This window comes from Paraburkholderia sp., assembly GCF_036488505.1.
Taxonomy (GTDB): domain Bacteria; phylum Pseudomonadota; class Gammaproteobacteria; order Burkholderiales; family Burkholderiaceae; genus Paraburkholderia.
On record NZ_DASXHN010000486.1, the window covers coordinates 1 to 22,770 of the forward strand.

Consider the following 22,770-nt stretch of genomic DNA (forward strand, 5'->3'; position numbering starts at 1 on the left):
GGTGCCGACCACGCTCGCCGCCACGCCGCTCCAGAATGCGAAGCCGGCGGCCCACAGGCCGGCGCGCACCCAGAACGGATCGCCCGTCCACCAGTAGAGCACGTCGACGCCCAACGTGGCGACGACGAACGCGATCGGGAAGTGCACCATCATCACGTGAATCGGATGGCCGACGAGAGCAACGACCGATCCCTTGTCGAGCCGCAACAGTTCCAGCAGTACTTCGCTTCTGCTTTCCGGTCCGGAATTGCCGTTCTTTGCCATGGTGGAGTGCCCTCTCGTCGAATGAGTGATTCTGCAAACCATCATAGCTTCTCGCGTGGGGCGGTCCAAGCAGGATCGCTCGCGATGTTGGCCGGCTGCGCGGGGCCGCTGTCGACGCTCGAACCGTCCGGCCCGGCGGCGGCATCGATCGCCGGACTGTGGTGGGTCATGCTCGCCGGCTCGGCGATCCTGTTTGCGATGGTGCTGGTGCTGTTCCTGTTGACGGTGTTCCGTCCGGGTTGGGGTTCGCGCATTTCGCCCGCGCGCTGGGTCGTGCTCGGCGGCCTCGTGCTGCCCGCTGTGGTTCTGATCCCGTTGCTCTGCTATGCGCTGTACGCGGGCGAATTGCTGCTGCCGCTGCGCGCGCATGCGCCCGCGCGTATCGACGCGATCGCACAGCAATGGCGCTGGACCTTCCGCTATCCGGAAGAGGGCAACGTCGAAACCGACGGCGTGCTGCATCTGCCGGCGGGCCGGCCCGTCGATATCGCCGTGACCAGCAAGGATGTCGTGCACGCATTCTGGATTCCGCGCTTCGCCGGCAAGATCGATGCGGTGCCCGGACACGAGAACCTGCTGCGCCTCCAGGCCGATCAACCCGGCCAGTACGCGGGGCAATGCAATCAATTCTGCGGTATCGGCCATGCGCAGATGCATTTCACCGTGATCGTCGACCGTGCTGAAGACTTTTCCGCCGCCGTTAAAAACGCTGCTGCCGCCACCGTAGAGGTAAAGAAATGAGTGTGCCCATCGAGCCGCCATCGCAGGCCGTGACCGCACTGCGCCTGCATCGCCAGCTCACCGCGATCTGGGCCACCGGCAAAGGCGTGCGCAAGCTCGCGTCGGTCAATCACACCGTGATCGGCATGCGCATGATGATCACCTCGTTCGTGTTCTTCGCAATCGCGGGGATTCTCGGCATGCTCACGCGCGTGCAACTCGCGACGCCTCACGCGGCCTTCATGGACGTCGAGACCTATAACCAGGTCTTCACGATGCATGGGTCGATGATGCTGTTCCTGTTCGCGATTCCGATGGTGGAAAGTTTCGCGGTCTATCTGACGCCGAAGATTCTGGGCACCCGCGACTTCGCGTTTCCGCGCCTGACCGCCTATGGTTACTGGTGCTATCTGTTCGGCGGCACGATCCTGACCGTCTCGCTGATTCTGCGCAGCGCGCCAGACGGCGGCTGGTTCATGTACACGCCATTGAGCTCGAACGTCTATACGCCGGGGCTGAACGCCGACGTGTGGCTGCTCGGCATCACGTTCGTCGAGATTTCGGCACTCTCGCTCGCGATGGAAATCGTCGTGTCGATCCTGAAGATGCGGGCGCCAGGCATGTCGCTCGATCGCATGCCGATCTTCGCGTGGTACATCCTCGTGACCGCGATGATGATGATCGTCGCGTTTCCGCCGCTGATTCTCGGCTCGATCCTGCTCGAAGTGGAACGCGCGTTCAACCTGCCGTTCTTCGATCCGACCCGCGGCGGCGACCCGTTGCTGTGGCAACACCTGTTCTGGCTGTTCGGCCACCCGGACGTGTACATCATCTTCCTGCCGATGGCGGGCGTGCTGTCGACGATGATCCCGGTGTTCGCAAGAAGACGCCTCGTCGGTTATCGCACGATCGTCGTCGCGATCATCGCGCTCGCGTTCCTGAGCTTCGGCATCTGGGTTCACCACATGTTCACGGTGGGCATCCCGCACCTCGCGCTCGCGTTTTTCTCAGCCGGCTCCGCGATCGTCGCGGTGCCCACCGCGATCCAGTTCTTCGCATGGCTCGCCACGCTATCGCACGGGCGGCCACGTTGGGACGTGCCGATGCTGTATATCTTCGGCTTCTTCTTCGTATTCACCTGCGGCGGCCTGACCGGCGTAATGCTGGCGATGGTGCCTTTCGACTGGCAAGCGCATGACACCTACTTCGTCGTCGCGCACCTGCACTACGTGGTGGCCGGCGCACTCGCGTTTCCGATGCTCGCCGCGTTCTATTACTGGCTGCCACTGCTGACCGGACGCACCGCCGTGCACAGGCTTTCGGTGCCGGCATTCTGGCTCGTGTTCATCGGCTTCAACATGACGTTCTTGATGATGCATCTGACGGGTTTGCTCGGTATGCCGCGGCGCGTTTTCACGTATAGCGGCGACGAAGGCTGGAACTGGCTCAATCTGCTTTCATCGGTGGGCAGTTTCGTGATGACGATCGGCTTCGCGCTCGTCGTGATCGACATCATCGTGCAGGTGCGCTTCGGCCGGCGCGTGCGGCGCAATCCGTGGGAGTCGACCACGCTCGAATGGGCAATGCCGACCCCGCCGGCGCCGTATGCGTTCGCGTCGATCCCGCACATGGACGCGCAAACCGACAAGGTCTCGCCGGGCCTGCTCGCGACCTCGCTCGCTCGCGGCGAAGGCTATCTCGGCTTTACCCGTAACGGCTGGCAGGAAACGCTGGGTGTGCATATGACCTCGGGCGAGCCGGAGCAATTGATCGTGCTGCCGAACGCGACCTATCTGCCGCTCGTCACCGCGATCGTGACCTGCATGGCGGTGCTCGCGATGCTGTTCAAGTTCTATCTGGCTTCGGTCGCGTTCGCGTTCGTGACGTTCGGCCTCTTCATCTATGCGGGGCAACAGGCAGGCCTCGCGCGAGACTACGGCGCGCTGCCGGTCGGCCGCGGGGTGAGCGTGCCGCCGCATACCGAGGTGGCCGGCTCACCGTCATGGCTGTCGATGATCTGCGTGCTGGTCGCAAACGGCACGCTGTTCACGTCGCTCGTGTTCGGCACCTTCTATCTGTGGATCGCCGCGCCGAACTGGCCGGCCGCCGTCACGCCGCAACCGAGCCGTCTGCTCGCGCTCGTCACGGCCGTCGCGCTCGCGGTTGCGGCGGCCACGACGCGCGGCTCGCTGCGCGCGGCCGCCGCGAGCCGCAAGCCTCACGGCGCCCTGGCGCTGACGGCGATTGCATTGATCGTCGCGCTCGTCGCCGACGTGATGCTGATCAACGGCGTGACGCCGAATCCACGGGAACATGCGCTCGGCGCGACAGCCGCCGCGCTGCTCACCTATATCGCGATCCACGCGGGCGTCGGCTTGCTGTTCCTGATCAGCAATATGCTGCGGGTCGGCGCCGGCTTCATTTCCGCGCGACGGTTGACCGACCTGCGCCTCACGCGTCTGTGGGTCGATTACACGCTGATGACAGGCATCATCGCGCTCGGCCTCGTGCTCGCGTTGCCCGGCCTCGTCGCGATGCTCGGAGCGAGGCCATGAACGAACGTCCGCTTTCGCCGCGGCGTTTGTGGTGGCTGGCCGCCGGCTTCACGATCTGGTGTGTTGCGTTCGTGATCCTTTATGCGATGCACGCCATCGGCTGCGCGTTCGGATGGCCGTCCACGACGCTGCGCGTGAGCCTCGCGCTCGTGCTGCTGTTACATCTGATCGCGATCGGCTGGCTATGGCGCTATCGCGCGGCCGCGATCCGCGACCCGGGTCCCGAGCGCATCAGCACGTTCATGCATACCGTCGTGATCTGGACGTTGATTGCGGCGCTGGCCGCGACCGTGATTACGTTTGGGCCGGCGCTGCTGCTCACCACCTGTGTTTGAGCAGCACGCCAGCGTGAATCGCAAACGGTCGTTGCGGCGTGGCAACCAGACGACGCGCCCTGCCCCGACGCGGCAGCACCTGCAATACGGAGAGGCATGACATGCAGTCTCAGGATCTTGCACGCAAGGCCATCTGGTCGGCGATCTATCTGCTGTTCATTCTCGCGCCACTGTTCGCGCTGCTGACCGGCACGCTGCCGCCGGCGCGCAATTTCGGCACCGAATTCTCGGTTGCGCTCGGCTATTCGGGCCTCGCGATGATGGGTCTGCAATTCGGCCTCACCGCGCGTTTTCGTCACGTGACCGAGCCGTGGGGCGAGGACGTCATCTATCACTTCCATCGGCGCGTTTCGTTGCTCGCGGTCGGCCTCGTGGTCGTCCACCCGCTGATCCTGTTCGCGATCCGCTCGGACAAGCTTGCGATGCCGGACTCGCTGCGCGAGGTTCCATGGGGTGCCTGGTTCGCGTTCCTGTCGATCGGCGCGGTGATCGTGCTGGTGGTGACCGCGCTATGGCGCAAGCAGCTGAAAATCCCCTATGAACTGTGGCATCTGTCGCATATCGTGCTCGCGCTGACCGCGATCTTCGGCGGCGTGCTGCATATGATCGGCTGGGGCTTCTATCTGACCGATCCATTCAAGCGCGCACTGTGGATCTGCATGACGATCTTCTGGGTCGCACTGCTGCTCTACGTGCGTCTGTTCAAGCCGCTCTTTATGCTGCGACGCCCGTATCGGGTCACGGAAGTGCGGGTCGAGCGCGGCGACACCGCGACGCTCGTGATGGACCCCGACGGCCATGCTGGTTTCCGCTTCAGGCCGGGGCAGTTCGGCTGGCTCAATGTGTGGGGCTCTCCGTTCCGCATCACCGGGCATCCATTCTCGTTCTCGTCGAGCGCCGAAGCCGCGAATGGCCGCGTCGAAATGACGATCCGCAACCTCGGCGACTTCACGAGCAAAGTCAAAACGATTTCAGCGGGACAGCGGATTTATCTCGACGGACCGTACGGTGCTTTTACGATCGGTCATCCGACCGATATGCATGTGCTGATCGCCGGCGGTATCGGCATCACGCCGATGATGAGCATGATCCGCACACTCGCCGATCGCGGCGACACGCGTCCGCTCGTGCTGATGTACGGCGGCAAGAACTGGGACTCGTTGACCTTTCGCGAGGAACTCGAAACGCTGAAAACGCGGCTCGATCTGCGCATTGTCTACGTGCTGTCGAACCCGCCCGAAGGCTGGCGCGGAGAAACCGGACGTATCGACGCGGCCATGTTCCGGCGTCACCTGCCGCCCGGGTACGCGAATCACGAGTACTTCATCTGCGGACCCGACCCGATGATGGACGCGATCGAAACGGCGCTCGGCGGCATGCAGGTACCGCGCGTCCGGTACCATTCCGAACGCTATAGCTTCGTCTAGGAGAGTTGCGATGCGTCGACTATTGGCTAACCGCCTTGTCGTTCTCACGGGCGCGATCGTCGTGGCGCTATCGCTGCTATTCGCGTGGTTGCGCGTCGGCTCTGTTCACTAGCCGCAACCCGCATGCATGACGCGCGCTGTAATACACTGGCGCCGGCCATTGGCGCGGACATCGGTGCCAGGCATTTCCTTACGCTCGAAGGTTGAATCGTTATGCTTTATTCCGGAATTGGTCTTCACGTCTTCGTTGCAATTTTCTTTGCCGTGCATGCGGTGCGCCATAACCAGGGCATCTACTGGCTCTTCATTCTGTTTGCTTTTCCGCTGCTCGGCAGCGTCGTGTATTTCTTCGCTGTCTTTCTGCCGGGCTTGCGTCAATCGCGCGGCGCGCGCGTGGCCACGCAAGCCATTACCCAGTTCGTCGACCCGAACCGCGCGCTGCGCGAGGCGCGTGCCGATTTCGATCGCGCGCCGACCGTCCAGCACCGTATGCGTCTCGGCGATGCGTTGCTCGAGGCCGGCAATCCGCGTGAAGCGCTCGAACATTTCCAGGCCGCGGCGAATGGTCCTTTCGCCAACGACCCTGCGTTGCTGCTCGGTCTCGCGCGCTCGCAGTTCGCGCTCGGCGATTACCCGGCCACCCGTTCGACGTTGGCCAATCTGTTCGCCGTCAATCCGCAGGCCCGCAACCAGGGCGCGCCGGCGCTTCTGCACGCGCGCACGCTGGCGGCGCTCAGCGCACCGGGCGCCCGCGCGGCCTTCGAACAGGCGCTCACCTGCGCGAGCGACGTCGCGCCGCGCTGCCTGTTCGCGGACTGGCTCGCCGCGCAACCGCACGACGCCGACCGCCAGCATGCGCAGACCCTCTACACGGAAATCGTGCAGGACGCGCGGCACTGGCCGCGCCATGCGCGCGAACATAACCGCGAGTGGTTGCAGCGGGCCCAGGCCGCATTGGCGAGCGGGGTCACGCGGTGATGAACGCAATGAATTCCGCGAACACCTTTGCGACTCCCGTCGATCTCTATCGTGCGATTTCGCGTGTATGGTCCGCCGACACGTCGAGCCCGACCAACGCGTGGTCACCATCGAATCCCGCGCAAAATCATTGCAGCATCACGTCGCTCATCGTCAACGATTACTTCGGCGGAGAGATACTGTCGACGCAGACAGCGGGCGGCACGCATTTCTACAATCTGATCGACGGCAGGCGATGGGATCTGACTGTCAGCCAGTTCGCCGAACCGGTGCCCTACGACGATACGCGTTCGACTCGCGAAGCGGCATTGGCGGATACGTCGCCGCAAAAGTACGAACTGTTGAAAGCCAGGCTGCGGGAAGCCGGCTAGGCCGGCGACGCGCGTCGCAGTCACCGGGAACTGCCCGGAAAGACGCGCGGCGCGCAGCCTTTCTTGCGGGTGATCTGCAAGAAGTGCTGCGCGCCGCTAGCCGACGGATACGCGGATCAGTTATCCGGATTGCCCGACGTGAAGGTCTTGAAGGCGCTGTATGTCGGATTCACCGCAGTACCGTTGAGCATGATGCCGTAGGTGTCGTTACCACTATCGAGCACGTAGTACATCACACTCTGGATGTTGTGCGTCTTACGTGCCTGATAGAACTCGCTGAGTTTCGTCGATACGTAATTGGCCCGGTAAGTCTCCGTTTGCTCCGGCCCGGTGTTCCATTCGCTGATGATGAACGGCACGCCATATCGAGCCTTGCAATAGGTCGGCAGATCGAAACCAGGACCCGCGCCGTCCGTGCCGACGGAGAACATATCGCCGTACACCTCATAGTTGTGCCACGTCGTGATGTCCCAGCGCACCGTCGGGTGACCGCCGCTGCCATCGGGCTGCATGCCGTCCCACAACGCGTCTGACGCACCGATATCGGCCACGCAGAAGTTGATCCCGCATTTGGCGGTAGACTGCACCGACTTCACGCCGTCGATCATCCCGCGCATCACGCCGCGCATCACCGGCCAGTTCGTGTTGTTGAAGTCGGACGCCTTGGTACCCGCATATGAGAAGTTGACCACGGTCGCGTTCTGTCTGGTCAACTCGTTGCCGCACTCGTATAGCGTGACGCCATACGGCTTCAGTGCACTGGCAACTGCTTGAGCCACAGCGTAACCCCGGCTGTACGCGGCCGATTCACCATTCAGCAGATTGTTGTTCGCGTCGTAGACCCCTTGATTGATCAGCACGAGCAGCGTCATACCAGCCGACTGAAAAGCCTGCGCGATCTTGATCACCGCATTCAACTGATTCGGATCGCTGGTGCAACCGACGCGATAGCTGGTGCAGCCCATGCCCTTCAGGATCGAAACGAGCTGGGCCGGCGTGTACGTGTAGTCGAAGTGGCCGTTCATTCCATAGAACATGCCTGCGGGCGGTGCGATCGCTTTGCGCGGATCGTTGCAGGGCAGCCATTGCCCGGCCACACTCGTATTGACGTAGTACTGCCCGCCGGTACCGCAATGCCAGATCTTGCCGCCGTACCACAACAGGAGTGACACGTTGTATGTGTTGCCGACCGTCGAGCCGTTCTTGTAAATGACACCGTTGACCAGCGTCCAGATCGCACCCGTCTTGTCGATGATGTAGGGCGAGGTAGGCAGCGAGGTGCCATCGGCCGACGTGCCGCCCATGCGCGGGTCATTGCAGTGCACCCAGCCCGAGCCGGTCCATTGGTAAAACTCGCCACCGGTCCCCTCGTGATAAATAGTGCCGGCGTACCACAGTATGAGCGAGACGTTGTAGGTGTTCTGCGCTTTTGCGCCGTTCCGGTAGACCGAACCTTGCGACAGCGTCCACACGGCACCGCTGCTGTCCGTGATCGACGACGCCGGCGGAATCGCGGTGCCACTCGAGGATGACGAAGCCGCGCGCGGGGTTGCCTTACTCGTGCCCGAAGAAGAACCGTTGGAACCGGAAGTACTGCCGCTATCGGCCTCCGATCCACCCCCGCCACACGCGGCCAGAAGATAGCTTGCACTGAGCGCCGTGAGGCCAGTGATAAATTGACGTCGTTTTACCATGCCGAATGATTTCCAATGTCGGGAAAATTCCCGATAAAAAAACTGAAAATGAATTTGCCGGGGCTCGGACAGGCAATTACAACGCTTTGAAAGTCGATCCTTTCAAATCGTTAAAAATCCACTGCCTGGAGTGCTGTGAACGCACGTTTCGAATGTCCGATTGAACCGATGACCGCGAACCGTTTCTTGCGGTGGTTCAGATTGACAGGATGCTGGTGCGCGAAGGACCGCCGCCAAAAGCGAAGCGGGCCGTTTTACCGATCGCGGAGCAAACCACTGTTTTCCGGCAATTTTTTCCCGAAATTGCTGCGACCGGGGTAAATCGTACCCTGATCCAACGTTTGCGCCCACAAAAAACAGTACTTTTTAGCCAAAAAGGTCAAATCTTGCTGATATTTTGAGATGCGGCAAAAATTCGCAATATAGGCAGATGATCAGAGGATAGATGCCCATGGAGATGTGCAATTCGACCCTGTTTAGAAGCCATCAGCCAGCTAGGCCGTGATGCGGCCATGAATCGACGCGTGGTCTGCAATGTCCCAATCGAAGTAATCGCGAGGAAAGGAACGCACGAGGCACGGCAAACCGTAGAGAGCTTGCGTGCAAATAAATGAATGGCAATGTTACGGAATGACGAAAACGCCCAATAGTTTTTGTATTGACATCAAATTTTTTATTCGGCAAGTCGAATATGGCAATTCGAATAGAACCCATCGCCGACTAGCGCCACGCCCGCGCCGGGCGCAAAGCGCGCACGAGCACGCATGCGGTGCAAGCACGCCGCTTCCCGTCGCGGCAGCGTCAAAAAACCGCCAGGTCGCTGCATGCAGCGACCGGCGCGTCATCACTTGGCCTTCAGTTCGTCAAACGGGAGCAGCGTTCGACGATATCTACGGCGCCAGCTTCTCCACCGCTTCACGCGTGAGCTTCACGATGTCGTTCATCACGCGCGCTACAGCAACCCCGCGACGTGCACCAGCACGAATACCAGCGCACCGCCCGCGATCAGCACCAATGCATTGATACGCGTCGTCATCACGAGCACGGTCGCGATCGCGGCGGTGAGCCACGCAATCCAGCCGCCTTCGAGTTCTTTCATCAGCACATAGACCGCCGCCAGAATCAGCCCCGCGGCGACCGGCCGCAACCCGGCCTGCAATGCGTTCAGCCAGCGCGCGCCTTCGTGCCGGTTCCATACATGCACGACGCCGTACATCAGAAAGGCGGTCGGCCCAAATAGCGCGAGCGTGGCGACGAGCGCACCGGGGATGCCACCGACCTGATAGCCGATCAGCGTCGCGAGCAGCGAACCGGGACCGGGCGCGAGCCGGGCAATCGCGAAGTCACTGACGAACTGCGCATGCGTCATCCAGTGATGCACGTCAACGACCTGCCGCTGCACCTCGGCGATGATTCCCTGGCCGCCGCCCACCGTGACGATCGACAGCGGCGCGAAAACCGAAAACAGTGTGACGAGCGTTCTGGACACGAGCGAAGTTTTTCCGGAGTTCGACGAATGACGGGACTACTGGCGATCAGGCCAATTACGATTGGCGCCGCAAGTTGATGTACTCATAGCCGATGCTAAGCGCACCGGCTATCAACACCGTCCACACCAGCGACACACGAAACAACGCAGCGGCGGCAAAGGTCGCGATCAACACCAGATACGGAAACACGCGCCGCGGCAATCTACGCGCGGCGGTGATCGCCATCGACAGCGACAGCCCGATCGCGCCGGCCGCCGCCCCCGCGAGCGCGATATGCGTGAGCGAAAAAGAAGCGATGGCCGAGAAGAACACGCCGAGCAGAATGATCACGACAGCGGGCGGGAAAATAATCCCGCAGAACCCGGCCAACGCACCGCGCCAACCGAGCAGCCGGTAGCCGATCCAGATCGCCAGATTCTTCACGTTGACGCCCGGCAGCGCCTGAGACAACGCAAGACCGTTGAGGAATTCGTCTTCGCTCATCCAGTGCCGGTCATGCACGAATTCGCGCATGAACCAGCCGCTGAGCCCGCCGCCGAAACTCGTCAGGCCAATGCGCGCAAAGATCAGGAATAGCGCGAACGACGTAATCTGACCCGGTGGCGGGCTGCCGTATTGCGCGTGGTCGCCGCGTATCGGCAACGGGTCGCGAGCGTCGTCTGCGTGGCTGGTGTGGGTCACGGCTCGTCCTGCCTCATGCTTGTGATTGTTGGTGATTCCGACTGGCCGGCATCATAGCCGCAGTGACGCTACGCAAGCGCCGTCATTGCACCTTCTGTTCTTCGGTGCTCGCGGAGGCCGCGCCACCTTGCGCGGATCCAGTGGACCGGGTTGATCCAGCAGCTTCAGCGGCCGCATCGGCGGGCGCGGGCGGCGCCGGATGACGCGGATCATGCAACTGATCGGCCGACCACCCGCCGCCGAGATCGCCGAACAGCGAAGCCGCGTGCAGCAAGCGCGACTCCTGCACGTTCAGCGCGGTCTGCCGCGTGCTCAGTTGCGTCGCTTGCGCGGTTGCGACCGTCGTGTAGTCGACGGTGCCGGCCTCGTACTCGTTCAGCGCAATTTCCGCGCCGCGATCGGCATCGCGCACCGCCGCATCGAGCACGTCGGCCTGCTCGGCGAGAATGCGCAAGCCCGACAGGTCGTCCTCGACATTCTGGAACGCGCTCAGCACCGTGCCGCGATAGTTGGCGACGGTCGCGTCATAAGCCGCTTTTGCCGCGTCGACATCCGCGCTGCGCAGCCCGCCGTCGAACAGCGTCTGGCTCGCGCTGCCGCCGAGCGACCACACGTAGTTCGCGATTTTCAGCAGCCCGGACAATGGCGACTGCGTGAAACCGGCCGCGCCCGACAACGATATCTGCGGGTAGTACGCGGACACCGCGACGCCGATCGCGGCGTTCTGCGCGGCCATCTTGCGTTCGGCGGCGGCGATGTCGGGCCGGCGTTCGAGCAGCGTCGACGGCACGCCCACCGGCGTCGACGGCAGCGCGGGCAGCGCGCTGCTATGCGCGACCGCCAGTTCTTCCGGGTTCTTGCCGACCAGCACCGCGATCGCGTGCGCGTACTGCGCGCGCGACACGCCGAGTGCGATCAGATCGGACTTCGCGGTATTGAGCTGGCTGCGCGCGGTGATCACGTCGCTTGGCGGCACGATGCCCGCGCGATCCTGTTCGGCGACGACGTCGAGCGCGTGCTGATAGGCGTCCACCGTTTTCTGCAGCAAGTCGATGTTCGCGTCGGTGGTGCGCAGTTCGATGACCGCGGTCGCGAGCGCGACCTGCTCGGACAGCGTCGCATTCACGAGCGTCGCCTCGCTCGACTGAGCGTTCGCGGCGTTTTCCTCGACCGTGCGCCGCACCTGACCCCACAGGTCCGGTGCCCAATCGACGTTGCCTTCGAGCGAGCCCGAATTGATGACCCGGGCCGCTCCGCCATTCACCAGCGTTCCCGCCGCACTCACCGAGCCGCTGCCCGCGCGTTCGCGCGTGCCCGAGCCGGTCACGCCGATCGTCGGAAACAGATTGGCATGCGCGGCGCGCACTTCGGCGAGCGCTTCCTGATAGTTCGCGTAGTCCGCGCGCACGGTCTGATTCGACACGGCGACCAGCGGTTCGAGTTCGTCGATCAGCGGATCGTTGAAGGCCGTCCACCATGTGCCTTTCGGTGCGCTCGCGCTCGGCTCCGCCTGGGTCCAGCCTGGCAGTTCCGAATAAGTCGCGGGCACCCGCACCTGCGGCCGGTGATAGTCCGGCCCGACCATGCAGCCGGCGTTGAACAGCGCCAGCATCGCGACGGCGAGCGTCGCGGCGGCGGGCGGCCGGAGCAAGCTGAGGCAAGCGGTGCGCTCAATACCTGCAATGCGCGTCGCCGCGGCTTTCGGCCTCGGTCTTTCAAGGGAAATCTTCATCATCATGCCTTCGTGTCCGGTCGTCCAGGTTCTCCCGGCTGCGTCGCGTCGCGGTTCCAGCGCAGACCTTCCGACCATCTGACCAGCCTCGCGCGCAGGCGGTCGAGGTACAGATAAATCACCGGCGTCGTGTACAGCGTAAACATCTGGCTCAGGATCAGTCCGCCCATCACCGTGATACCGAGCGGCTGACGCAGCGAGCCGCCCTGGCCGACGCCGATCGCGAGCGGCACCGCGCCGAGCACCGCCGCGAACGTCGTCATCATGATCGGGCGCAGACGAATCAGCGCGGCCGAATGAATCGCGTCGCGCGCCGGCATCCGTTCGTCGCGCTGCAACTGGATCGCCACGTCGACCATCATGATGCCGTTCTTCTTGACGATACCGATCAGCAGGATGATGCCTATCATCGCGATCAACGAGAACGGCGTACCGAAGATCAGCAACGCGAGCGTCGCGCCGATGCCGGCGGACGGCAGCGTCGACAGGATCGTCAGCGGATGGATCGAGCTTTCGTACAGCACGCCGAGCACGATGTAGACGACACCGAGCGCCGCGACAACCAGCAGCAACACGATGCTCATCGATTGCGAATAAGCCGCCGCCGCGCCCGCAAACGAGCCATGGATGCTCGCGGGCACGCCCAATTCGCGCATCGTGCTTTCGATCGCCGCGCCCGCCTGGCTCAACGAACCGCGGGCCGGCAGGTTGAACGAGATCGTCCCGGCGACCAGACCGCTCTGATGATTCACCTGCGTCGCCGTATGGCTGTTCGAATACGACGCCATCACCGACAGCGGCACCATCGTTTCGGCGGCCGTGCTGTCCGCGCTGCCGGTCGAGCTGCCGCCCTTGCTATTGGCGATGCTGTTGTTGGTCGCGTTCGCCTGCGCGTTCGCGTTGCGCGCGTTGGTATTGGCCGCCTCTGCCGTGTTTGCCGTGCTCGTCGCCGACACCGTGCCGCCCGGCATCTGAGTCGCCGCGGTGCCGCTGGGATTGCCCGAGGCCGTGCTCAGATAGATCTGGTTCAGCGTCTGCGGATACTGCCAGTACTCGGGCGCCACCTCCATCACCACGAAGTACTGGTTCAGCGGGTTATAGATCGTCGACACCGTGCGTTGTCCGAATGCGTCGTACAGCACGTTGTCGATCTGATTCGGCGCGAAGCCGTAGCGCGAAGCCGTCGCGCGATTGATCGTCACGTAGGTCTGCAAGCCGTGCTGCTGCAAATCGGAATTCACGTCGAGCAGCGTGCCGTGCTGCTTCGACAGCGCGGTGACGAGCTCCGGCGTCCATTTGAAGAGCGCGGCGGGATCGTCGCTCGTCAGCGTGTACTGGTATTCGGCGGCCGACTGCCGCCCGCCGATGCGCAAATCCTGCTGCGCCTGCAAAAACAGCCGCGCGCCCGACACTTCATTGAGCTTCGGCCGCAGGCGGTTCACGACTTCCGTCGCGCTCGCATGACGTACGGAGAGCGGCTTCAATTCGATAAACACGCTCGCGCTATTGAGCGAGCGCCCGCCGGTGAAGCCCGCGACCGATTCGACCGCCGGATCGCGCTGCACGATGGATTGCAATTGCGCGAGTTTTTTCTGCATCCCCGGAAACGAGATGCTTTGATCCGCAATGATCTGGCCGATCAGAATGCCGGTGTCCTGTTCAGGAAAGAGCGTGGCCGGCAACAGCTTGAACAGAAATACGTTGCCGATCAGCAATCCGCCTAGCAGCAAAATCACCAGCAGCGAATGATCGAGCACGGCCGTCAGCGAGCGCGCGTAGATATCCTTGAAACGATCGAACTGCCGTTCGATCCACCGCGCCCAACGCGCTTTCGAATGACCGGCGTTGTTGCGGCTCAGCACATACGCGCACATCGCGGGCGTGACGGTCAGCGAGATCACCAGCGAAATGAGGATCGCGATCGACAGCGTCATTGCAAACTCATGGAACAGCAAGCCAACCACGCCCGGAAAAAGGAGGATCGGCAAAAAGACCGCGATCAGCGACAAACTCATCGAAATCACCGTGAAGCCGACTTCGCCCGCGCCCTTCAACGCGGCCTCTTTCGGACTGAGGCCCTGTTCCATGTGCCGCACGATGTTCTCGAGCACGACCACCGCGTCGTCGACGACGAAACCGGTGCCGATCGTCAGCGCCATCAGCGACAGATTGTCGATGCTATAGCCGAGCAGATACATCGGCCCGAAGCTGCCGACGATCGACAGCGGCAGCGCAACCGCCGGCACGAGCGTCGCGCGCGGCGACTGCAGGAAGACAAAGACGACCCCCACCACCAGCAGCACCGCGATGAACAGCGTGCGCTCGGTATCGCCCACCGACGACGTGACCGACACCGAACGGTCGATCGCCACGCCCACGCGAATCGTGCTCGGCAAGGTCGCCTCGATCGACGGCAACACGTCGCGAATCTGCTGCACGGTGTGCACGATGTTGCTGCCCGGCATCGGGTAGACGATCACGAGAATCGCCGACTTGCCGTTGAAAAGCCCGGCATTGCGGATGTTTTCGTTCGAGTCGCTGACCTGCGCGACATCGCGCAACTGCACCGGCGCACCGTCGCGATACGCAATCACCAGATCGCGATACGGCGCCGCGTGCGTGATCTGATCGTTGGACGTGACCACGTAGCGCTGGTCGCCGACATCGAGATGGCCCTTCGCGCTATCGGCATTGGCCGCGCTGATCGCCGCGCGCACGTCTTCCATGCCGATGCCGTAACTGTTCAGCTTGCCCGGCTGCAACTCGACGCGCACGCTCGGCAGCGCGCCGCCGCCGAGCGTGATCTGCCCGACGCCGCGCACCTGCGACAACTGCTGCTGGATCACCGAATCGGCGGAATCGTAGAGCTGAGCTTTCGTCAGCGTGTCGGAAGTCAGCGACAGCACCATGATCGGCGCGTCGGCCGGGTTGTACTGGCGGTAGGTCGGATTGCTGCGCAACGTGGTCGGCAGATCCGCGCGCGCGGCCTGGATTGCCGCTTCGACGTCGCGCGCGGCGCCGTTGATGTCGCGCTTGAGCCCGAACTCGACGACGATCAGCGACGAGCCGACGTTGTTGATCGAGGTCAGTTCCTCGACCTCGGCGATCGTCCCGAGCCGCCGCTCAAGGGGTTCCGCGACCGTGGAGGCCATGATGTCCGGGCTTGCGCCAGCCATGTTCGCCTGCACGACGATCACCGGAAACGCGATGTTCGGCAGCGGCGCGACCGGCATGCGGAAATACGCGAGCGTGCCGGAGATCAGGATCGCGATGGCCAGCAGCGTGGTCGCGACCGGCCGCCGGATAAAGAGCGCCGGGATGTTCACGGCGCGTCCTCCGCGCCGCCTTCAGGCGGACGCCCATCCGACCGGTCGCCGCCGTCGCGTTGGTTGCGCGTTTCACGCCGGCGCTTCACGCGCGCGGCCATCCGGTCGAAGAACAGATAGATCACCGGCGTCGTGAACAGTGTGAGCATCTGGCTGAGCGTCAAGCCGCCGATGATCGCGAGCCCGAGCGGCCGGCGCAATTCCGAACCGGTGCCCGTGCCGAGCAGCATCGGCAGCGCGCCGAGCATCGCCGCGAGCGTCGTCATCAGGATCGGGCGGAAGCGCAGCAGCGACGCCTGGAAGATCGCATCGCGCGGCGCCTTGCCGTGATTGCGTTCGGCGTCAAGCGCGAAGTCGACCATCATGATCGCGTTCTTCTTGACGATGCCGATCAGCAGCACGATGCCGATGATGCCGATCACGTCGAGATCGCTGCCCGCGAGCATCAGCGCGAGCAACGCGCCGATGCCGGCCGACGGCAGCGTCGACAGGATCGTGACCGGATGGATAAAGCTCTCGTACAGCACGCCGAGCACGATATACACGGCGACGAGCGCCGCGATCAGCAGATAGACCTCGCTGGACAGCGAATCTTCGAACGCCGCGCTCGCGCCTTGCAGCGACGACGTGATCGACGGCGGCAGCTCGACCGCCTGCTCGGCCGCGTGTACCTCCCTGACCGCGGTGCTCAGCGACGCGCCCTTCGCGAGATTGAACGAGATCGTCACCGACGGGAATTGCGCGAGGTGGCTGATCACGAGCGGCGCCTTGCTGATCTCGATCTTCGCGATACCCGACAGCGGCACCTGACCCGTGCTGCTGGTCTGGCTCGGCAGATACAGATTGCCGATCGACTGCACGGTGGGCATCGTTTCCGGCTTCGCGACGAGAATCACCCGGTACTGGTTCGACTGCTCGAAGATCGTCGAGACGATGCGCTGGCCGAGCGCGTCGTATAGCGCGTTGTCGATCGTCGCCGGCGTGATGCCGAAGCGCGCGGCCAGTTGCCGGTTCACTTCGACCTGCACGCTGAGGCCGTCGCTATTGAGGTCGCTCTGCACGTCTTCGAGCGACGGAATTTTCTTCAGCCGCGCGACCAGGTCGGGCACGTACTTCTGAAACGCCTGCTGGCTCGGTCCGCGCAATACGAAGCTGTACTGGTTCGGCGAAACCGTCGTGTCGAGCGTCAAATCCTGCTCGGGCTGCATATAGAGCTTCGCGCCCGGCACCTGCGCGACTTCCTGCGCGAGGCGCCGCGCGACTTCCTGCGCGGTGTCCGAGCGCTCGTCGCGATCGCGCAGATTGATCAGGAAGCGGCCATGGTTCAGCGTCGTGTTGATGCCGTCGATACCCACGTACGACGTGAGCGACGTGACGTCCGGGTCTTTCAGGATCGCGTCGGCGAGCGCGCTCTGGCGGTTGACCATCGCCGCGTACGACACCGAGTTGTCGGCGACGCTGATGCCCTGGATCACCCCGACGTCCTGTACTGGAAACAAGCCCTTCGGAATCACCACGTACAGGACGCCGGTCAGCACCACCGTGCCGACCGCGACCATGAGCGTCAGCATCTGATGATCGAGTACCCACGCGAGGCCGCGCTCATAGGCGGCGAGCGTTTTGTCGAACAGCCCCTCGCTGATGCGCTCGAAGCGGCTCGGATGCCGCTCGGCCTGCGCGCGCAGCATCCGCGCGCACAGCATCGGCACCACCGTCAGCGACACGATCGCGGAGATCACGATCGTGACGGCCAGCGTCACCGCGAATTCGCTGAAGAGCCGCCCGATCACGCCGCCCATGAACAGCAGCGGGATCAGCACCGCGATCAGTGAAATCGTCAGCGACAGGATCGTGAAGCCGATCTGCCCCGCGCCTTCGAGCGCCGCCTCGAGCGGCGTCATGCCTTCTTCCAGATAGCGCACGATGTTCTCGATCATCACGATCGAGTCGTCGACGACAAAACCGGTCGCGATGATCAGCGCCATCAGTGACAGGTTGTCGATCGAGTAATTGAGCTGATACATCACGGCGAGCGTGCCGATCAGCGACACCGGTACAGAGATGCTTGGAATCAGCGTGGCGGGTACGTTGCGCAGGAACACGAAGATCACCGCGACCACCAGCACGATCGCGAGAATCAGCTCGAACGCGGCATCGCGGACCGACGAACGGATCACGCCGGTGCTGTCCGACACCACGGTCACCTTCATGCCGGCCGGCAACGTCGATTCGAGCTGCGGCAGCTCTTTCATGATCTGGTTGACCGTCGCGATCACGTTCGCGCCCGGGCGCCGCTGCACGTTCAGCACGATTGCCGGCGAGCCGTTGTACCACGCGCCGCGCCCGACATCCTGCGCGGCCTGGCTCACGCGCGCGACGTCGCGCATGAACACCGGCGAGCCGTTCTGATACGCGATCACCGTGTTCAGATAGTCCTTCGGATCGGTGATCTGGTCGTTGCCGTTGATCGTGTAGTCGAGATCGGGGCCGTCGAAATTGCCCTTCGGCTGGCTGACGTTGACGTAGCTGAGCAGCGTGCGCAGATCGTCGATATTCAGCCCGTATGCCGCGAGCTTGTGCGGGTCCGCCTCGACACGAATCGCGGGCACGTTGCCGCCGCTCGCGGTCACGACGCCGACGCCCGATACCTCGGAAATCTTGGTGCCGAGGCGATTGTTCGCGATGTCCTGCAATTGCGTGAGCGACATCGACTTCGACGTGACCGCCAGCGTCAGGATCGGCAGATCGGCCGGATTGACCTTCGCATAAGTGGGCGGCGCGGGCAGACCCGCGGGCAGATAGCTGTTCGATGCGTTGATCGCCTGCTGCACGTTCTGCTCGGCGATATCGAGGTTCAGCGACAGGTCGAACTGCAGCGTGATGACCGACGCGCCCTCGGAACTGTACGAGGTCATCTGCTGCAGGCCCGGAATCTCGCCGAGTTGCACCTCGAGCGGCGCGGTGACCGTGGTCGCCATGACGCTCGGGCTCGCGCCCGGATAGAACGTCTGCACCTGGATCGTCGGATAGTCGACGTTCGGCAGCGACGACACGGGCAAGACGCGCATCGCGATCAGCCCGATCAGCACGAGCGCGATCATCAGTAGCAGCGTCGCGACCGGACGGAGAATGAACAGACGGGAAATGTTCATCGGCGCGGGGGTCCGTTACGACGAAGCCGCTTCGGTCGATGCGGCCGACGCGGCGCTGCCGGCCGCGCCGGATGCGGGCTCGGCGGGCTCGCCACGCGCGCCACTCGCCGCCGCGGCCGCGGCCGGCTTCGCGCTGACCGGCTGGATCTTCGCGCCGTCGGACAGCCGGTCCATGCCGTCGGTGACCACCTCGTTGCCCACCGCGAGGCCGGACAGGATCACCGTATTCTTGCCGTCGCTCGGGCCCGGCTTGACCTTGTGCACCGACACCGTGCTGTTCGGATTGACGAGATACACGAAGTCGCCGGGCGCGCCGGTCTGCACCGCGGCGGTCGGCACGAGCACCGCGTTCTGCATCGTGTCGACGAGCAGCTTCACGTTGACGAATTCGTTCGGAAACAGCGCTTCGTCGTCGTTGGCGAACGTCGCGCGCAGCGTTACGGTGCCGGTCGCGGTCGCCATCTGGTTGCTGAGCGCGTATAGCGTGCCGGTCGCGATCTCGCGCGCGTTGTCGCTCGAATAAGCGGTCACGGGCAGCTTCGCGCCGGTGTTCAGGCGCTGAACGATCGATGCGAGCGAATCTTGCGGCACCGTGAACTGCACCGTGGTCGGCTTGACCGTCGTAATGACGACGATGCCCGTCGACGACGACGCCGTCACGTAGTTACCCGGGTCGACGAGGCGCAGCCCGACCTTGCCGGCGATAGGCGCGGTGATCCGGCAATAAGCGAGGTCGAGATCGAATTGTGCGATGTTGGCGAGATCGGACTTGACCGCCGCCTCGTCCTGCTGCACGAGGAACTGCTGGTCCGCGAAGGTTTGCTGCGCGATCGACTTGCGCTCGTTCAACTGCGTGTAGCGTTCGAGATCGGCATGCGCCTGTGCGAGCGACGCGCGATCCTTCGCGAGCGTCGCCTCAGCCTGCTGCTTGCTGATCTGATACTGACGCGGATCGATCTGCGCGAGGAACTGGCCTTTTTGCACCTCCTGGCCTTCGTGATAGCCGACTTCGGTCAGGTAGCCGCTGAGCTGCGGCAGCACGGTGACGGTCGCCGTCGGCGTGACGGTGCCGAGTTCGCTCAGCGTGACCGGCATCGAGCCGGTCGTCGCACGCGTCACGGTGACGACGATCGCCGGGTTTTCGCGCGCGGGCTTCTTGCGGGTCAGTAGATGGGCGACCACCAGCGCGATCAGCACGAGCACGACCGCCGCGACCACGAGAAGCCCGCGTCTGGAGCGCTTCGGCGGCGGGGTCACGGTTTCGCTCATGTTTATCTCCGGGTGCGGATATGGGTATGGATGATCGGGCCGACAGTCATCCGCTGACGCGACTGCGCAAAAGTGCCATGGTTCGCGTGCGTTGTCATCAGTCGCGGTGCTCTGGATGCGTTGTTATCTGAACGTAAGGAAACGGGCGGTGCGCCCGAATGCCGGAATGCGCCAATGTAACTGGCTTGGGCAGGGTTTGAGTTACAGCGGTGCAACATGTCGGGTGAGTCGGGGCGTGGCGGGGGCCGGCGGAGGCTGGGTGGTGGGGATTTGAGGGCGAATGGGCGCGGGTTGATGCGGGGGACGATGCAATATGTGGTAACAGGGGGGCCCGGTTCTGGCTCCTGGCGTTGTAACGCCGGATCAAGTCGACGAAATGAGTTCCGGCCAGTCCTCCACGGAAAAGGCGTCGGTTCCCTTGGCCGGCTCCGGTAGCCTAGCCCGGCCATGTGTATGCGTGCTGTCGATTGGCGGCCGTCCGGCCCCGGCATGGATTAATTGTTTCTTGGCTTGCTACTACGCATTCGCATACTCGCTTCCGCACGATTCATTATCCGAGACAGGGCATCGACTACCCCTCCACAATTCGATCACCCCTACTTTTGACGGTCCGCCATGCGCCGCTCATCCAGCTCGGCCGGGGTCAGGTAAGTGCGGGTAATCGTGACCGAGCGCATATTGTCGGCGGTTTCGAGGCTGGCGTAATCGGGCGGATCATTCCGACCTTCAAAGCTGATGTCCACGTAGACATCGAACAGTGAGTCGGCAGCCAACGGCAAACGATACGACAGTCCAACACGATTGCGGTTGCCGAGAAAGTCTCCCAAGCCGGGACTAAAGAAGTGTCCCTGTTCTTTTCGCACCCCGTCTATCAACTCGCCATAGACGAGCCGATGGAGTCCAAGGTAGCTTTCGAAATTTTCTTTTGTAATGTGGGTCGTCAGGTCACCATTCACCCGCAGCTGGAAATATTTGGGCGGATGGTGGCTATCGTCCGATTGGTTGCCATTGAATGCAAACTCCAGCGTTGCTTCGGCGGGCTCATATCTATAGACACGCTCGATACCTCGCTTGATAGGCCCGTAGCGAGGCTTTGCAAGCGTCCACTGTACTTCGTCAAAGGCAATTTCTCCGGCAGCCCAGCGCAGACCTGTTTTTATAGCCTGAAGCATCTGCGCCTGTTGTTCATCCGTCATATTCTGTTTGGGAGGCGTCGCTGGCATGTCACTTTGCTCCGTTGTCAAGGCTGGGCTGTTCCGCAGGGAGTTCGCTCGCAAGTTCACTGAGGCGGCCTGCGTTGTAGGAGAGTGCATACTTACGGCTGCACTGATTATCAGCAATGTTTTGAGGTTCATGTCCCGTCCAATAGATTCCGGCCAGCTCTCCACAGAAAAAGGCGTCGTCCTCCCACGGTCTGCTCATGTAGCCCTGTCCAATACCGTCCGTGAGCATCCTGTCCACATCAATTGGCATTCCGCCAGCTCCTGCGTGGCTTAATAGCTTCTTTGCCTGCTGGCGTGCATTCGCGTACTCGCTTTCAAACGAGCCATGGTCTGATATATAAGTCGGATGTGCATTCACAAGGCGATACTTGTCAAGCACAAAAAGATAAATGCCGGCCGCCATGCGCTTGATACCGGTCAACGCCAGGTTATCGTCGGGAATCTTCTGGGTTGAAGCTATCTTGACAGCGTGTCGCGCTGCCGCACTCCCAGCCACGGCCGCTGGCAATCTACCAATGTCTGGCGTATCGCCGAAGTTCGCGGTCTGCTGCTGCAGCATTGCGAACATCCAGAACCATTGCTGGCAGTGACGCGTCTCGTGATAAATTGTGTCGACGAAGTCCGTGAGCTTTGCTACCGCACCGGTAACCCCAACGTTCTCGACATCCTTTGAACGGGCCTCAAAAAGGGAGGAAATTGCGAGGCCACTCACGCTCAACGTCCAGGACGTAGGATCAAATGTGCCCGAATCATTATTCGACAATGGTTCGGTGGTTACTATCACCTGGGGCACACATGTTTCTGGAAGCGCGAAAGCGCCCGACGAATGATTCGTAAGTGCCGACTTGATGACGTTATACAGAAGATCCGCGAGCTTATTGCATAAGTCTTTGTTCAAAGGAAACGCTTGCCGAAGCGATGGCCTTTTGCCTTGTGCGCCATAGTAGTTTTCTTCCCACTGAACTTCATCCAGCAACAGTCCGCGCATAGCCGTTGCGAATTTCCTTGCTTCCGGGAACTCCAACTGTGTCGGCCTTTTGTCGTTCGCCTTGGAATAGCGCAAACCCCAGTTGTACGGGCTGCAAAGCGCATAGTGAATATCAAATCCTGAAGTAGACGGTTGATCACCGTTGGTTTCCAATTTGCTTGAACCGATTTTATGGCTCTGAATAGTGCGCTTCTCGAAGGCGATATCCGGGCTGCCCTCGAATTGCTGACTGCGCTCCGTGGACTCCGTCATCATGGATTGAAAGACCGCGGCGGCGTCTCCGGTGCCATCGTTATGCAAAATCTCGACCGTCGCTATCTGCATGGTTTCGGCGAGTATCAGCGACGTCTCCCCAATCGCGCTCGTGATTCCCTTGATAACCTGTCCGTCGCCCAGCGTAACCCTGTAAGGCTGCGCCGGTACGCGTAGCCCCGAGCGGTCGTCCACCAGTACATAGTGTGCAGCTACCTTTGCCTTTGCGATATCCGTCATCGGCGTCTTCACCGGAACATCCAGCGGCCCATCTGTTGCATGCGACCCGGCACGAACGAGAAACGCACCGAGC

Annotated in this window: 17 protein-coding genes; 7 read left to right on the forward strand and 10 right to left on the reverse strand. The window is 62.5% G+C overall.

Annotated elements, in window-relative coordinates:
* On the reverse strand, window positions 1-264 hold a 264-nt coding region (locus tag VGH68_RS27735), incomplete at its 3' end, for a DUF2231 domain-containing protein (RefSeq protein WP_331606930.1).
* 84 nt (window positions 265-348) lie between these two features.
* Between VGH68_RS27735 and coxB the strand changes: the two genes are divergently transcribed.
* From coxB to VGH68_RS27765, 6 genes are all read left to right on the forward strand, one after another.
* Window positions 349-1,005: a cytochrome c oxidase subunit II gene (gene coxB / locus VGH68_RS27740; RefSeq protein ID WP_331606931.1), complete on the forward strand. Its 657-nt coding sequence runs from the start codon at window positions 349-351 to the stop codon at window positions 1,003-1,005.
* Complete coding sequence (ctaD, locus tag VGH68_RS27745) at window positions 1,002-3,539, forward strand: cytochrome c oxidase subunit I (RefSeq protein WP_331606932.1); 2,538 nt, start codon at window positions 1,002-1,004, stop codon at window positions 3,537-3,539. The genes coxB and ctaD overlap by 4 nt, the downstream gene beginning before the upstream one ends.
* Entirely contained in the window at window positions 3,536-3,874 is a 339-nt protein-coding gene (locus VGH68_RS27750; RefSeq protein WP_331606933.1) for a hypothetical protein, read from the forward strand. The genes ctaD and VGH68_RS27750 overlap by 4 nt, the downstream gene beginning before the upstream one ends.
* A gap of 101 nt (window positions 3,875-3,975) precedes the next feature.
* A complete protein-coding gene (locus tag VGH68_RS27755) occupies window positions 3,976-5,301 on the forward strand; it encodes a ferredoxin reductase family protein (protein WP_331606934.1) in 1,326 nt (441 codons plus the stop codon).
* A gap of 213 nt (window positions 5,302-5,514) precedes the next feature.
* Window positions 5,515-6,279: a tetratricopeptide repeat protein gene (locus VGH68_RS27760; protein WP_331606935.1), complete on the forward strand. Its 765-nt coding sequence runs from the start codon at window positions 5,515-5,517 to the stop codon at window positions 6,277-6,279.
* Between the two features lie 8 nt (window positions 6,280-6,287).
* Entirely contained in the window at window positions 6,288-6,650 is a 363-nt protein-coding gene (locus VGH68_RS27765) for a YunG family protein (protein WP_331606936.1), read from the forward strand.
* Between the two features lie 116 nt (window positions 6,651-6,766).
* Here VGH68_RS27765 and VGH68_RS27770 read toward each other — a convergent pair whose 3' ends face one another.
* Window positions 6,767-8,344 carry a hypothetical protein gene (locus VGH68_RS27770; RefSeq protein ID WP_331606937.1) on the reverse strand — a complete coding sequence of 526 codons (1,578 nt, stop codon included), beginning with the start codon at window positions 8,342-8,344 and terminating at the stop codon, window positions 6,767-6,769.
* Between the two features lie 191 nt (window positions 8,345-8,535).
* Here VGH68_RS27770 and VGH68_RS27775 point away from each other — a divergent pair, with 191 nt between their 5' ends.
* Window positions 8,536-8,745: a hypothetical protein gene (locus VGH68_RS27775; RefSeq protein WP_331606938.1), complete on the forward strand. Its 210-nt coding sequence runs from the start codon at window positions 8,536-8,538 to the stop codon at window positions 8,743-8,745.
* 551 nt (window positions 8,746-9,296) lie between these two features.
* On the opposite strand, the gene VGH68_RS27780 is transcribed toward VGH68_RS27775, so the two are convergent.
* The 8 genes from VGH68_RS27780 to VGH68_RS27815 form a co-directional block, all read right to left on the reverse strand.
* Window positions 9,297-9,833, reverse strand: a complete 537-nt coding sequence (locus tag VGH68_RS27780; RefSeq protein ID WP_331606939.1) for a chromate transporter — start codon at window positions 9,831-9,833, stop codon at window positions 9,297-9,299.
* Window positions 9,834-9,888: 55 nt separating this feature from the next.
* Window positions 9,889-10,476 carry a chromate transporter gene (locus VGH68_RS27785; protein ID WP_414697000.1) on the reverse strand — a complete coding sequence of 196 codons (588 nt, stop codon included), beginning with the start codon at window positions 10,474-10,476 and terminating at the stop codon, window positions 9,889-9,891.
* Window positions 10,477-10,597: 121 nt separating this feature from the next.
* Complete coding sequence (locus VGH68_RS27790) at window positions 10,598-12,127, reverse strand: efflux transporter outer membrane subunit (RefSeq protein ID WP_331606946.1); 1,530 nt, start codon at window positions 12,125-12,127, stop codon at window positions 10,598-10,600.
* 122 nt (window positions 12,128-12,249) lie between these two features.
* Window positions 12,250-15,573: an efflux RND transporter permease subunit gene (locus VGH68_RS27795; RefSeq protein ID WP_331606940.1), complete on the reverse strand. Its 3,324-nt coding sequence runs from the start codon at window positions 15,571-15,573 to the stop codon at window positions 12,250-12,252.
* A complete protein-coding gene (locus tag VGH68_RS27800; protein WP_331606941.1) occupies window positions 15,570-18,725 on the reverse strand; it encodes an efflux RND transporter permease subunit in 3,156 nt (1,051 codons plus the stop codon). Before VGH68_RS27800 ends, VGH68_RS27795 begins: the two co-directional genes overlap by 4 nt.
* Before the next feature lie 15 nt (window positions 18,726-18,740).
* Window positions 18,741-19,994 carry an efflux RND transporter periplasmic adaptor subunit gene (locus VGH68_RS27805; protein WP_331606942.1) on the reverse strand — a complete coding sequence of 418 codons (1,254 nt, stop codon included), beginning with the start codon at window positions 19,992-19,994 and terminating at the stop codon, window positions 18,741-18,743.
* A gap of 596 nt (window positions 19,995-20,590) precedes the next feature.
* Entirely contained in the window at window positions 20,591-21,217 is a 627-nt protein-coding gene (locus VGH68_RS27810) for a hypothetical protein (RefSeq protein WP_331606943.1), read from the reverse strand.
* Window position 21,218: 1 nt separating this feature from the next.
* On the reverse strand, window positions 21,219-22,770 hold a 1,552-nt coding region (locus VGH68_RS27815), incomplete at its 5' end, for a hypothetical protein (protein WP_331606944.1).

Coding starts and splice junctions, on each gene's coding strand:
- VGH68_RS27810 (WP_331606943.1), bottom strand. CDS start 21,217: ATGCCAGCGACGCCTCCCAAACAGAATATGACGGATGAACAACAGGCG.
- VGH68_RS27805 (WP_331606942.1), bottom strand. CDS start 19,994: ATGAGCGAAACCGTGACCCCGCCGCCGAAGCGCTCCAGACGCGGGCTT.
- VGH68_RS27790 (WP_331606946.1), bottom strand. CDS start 12,127: ATGCTGGCGCTGTTCAACGCCGGCTGCATGGTCGGGCCGGACTATCAC.
- VGH68_RS27770 (WP_331606937.1), bottom strand. CDS start 8,344: ATGGTAAAACGACGTCAATTTATCACTGGCCTCACGGCGCTCAGTGCA.
- VGH68_RS27800 (WP_331606941.1), bottom strand. CDS start 18,725: ATGAACATTTCCCGTCTGTTCATTCTCCGTCCGGTCGCGACGCTGCTA.
- coxB (WP_331606931.1), top strand. CDS start 349: ATGTTGGCCGGCTGCGCGGGGCCGCTGTCGACGCTCGAACCGTCCGGC.
- VGH68_RS27760 (WP_331606935.1), top strand. CDS start 5,515: ATGCTTTATTCCGGAATTGGTCTTCACGTCTTCGTTGCAATTTTCTTT.
- VGH68_RS27765 (WP_331606936.1), top strand. CDS start 6,288: ATGAATTCCGCGAACACCTTTGCGACTCCCGTCGATCTCTATCGTGCG.
- VGH68_RS27750 (WP_331606933.1), top strand. CDS start 3,536: ATGAACGAACGTCCGCTTTCGCCGCGGCGTTTGTGGTGGCTGGCCGCC.
- ctaD (WP_331606932.1), top strand. CDS start 1,002: ATGAGTGTGCCCATCGAGCCGCCATCGCAGGCCGTGACCGCACTGCGC.
- VGH68_RS27755 (WP_331606934.1), top strand. CDS start 3,976: ATGCAGTCTCAGGATCTTGCACGCAAGGCCATCTGGTCGGCGATCTAT.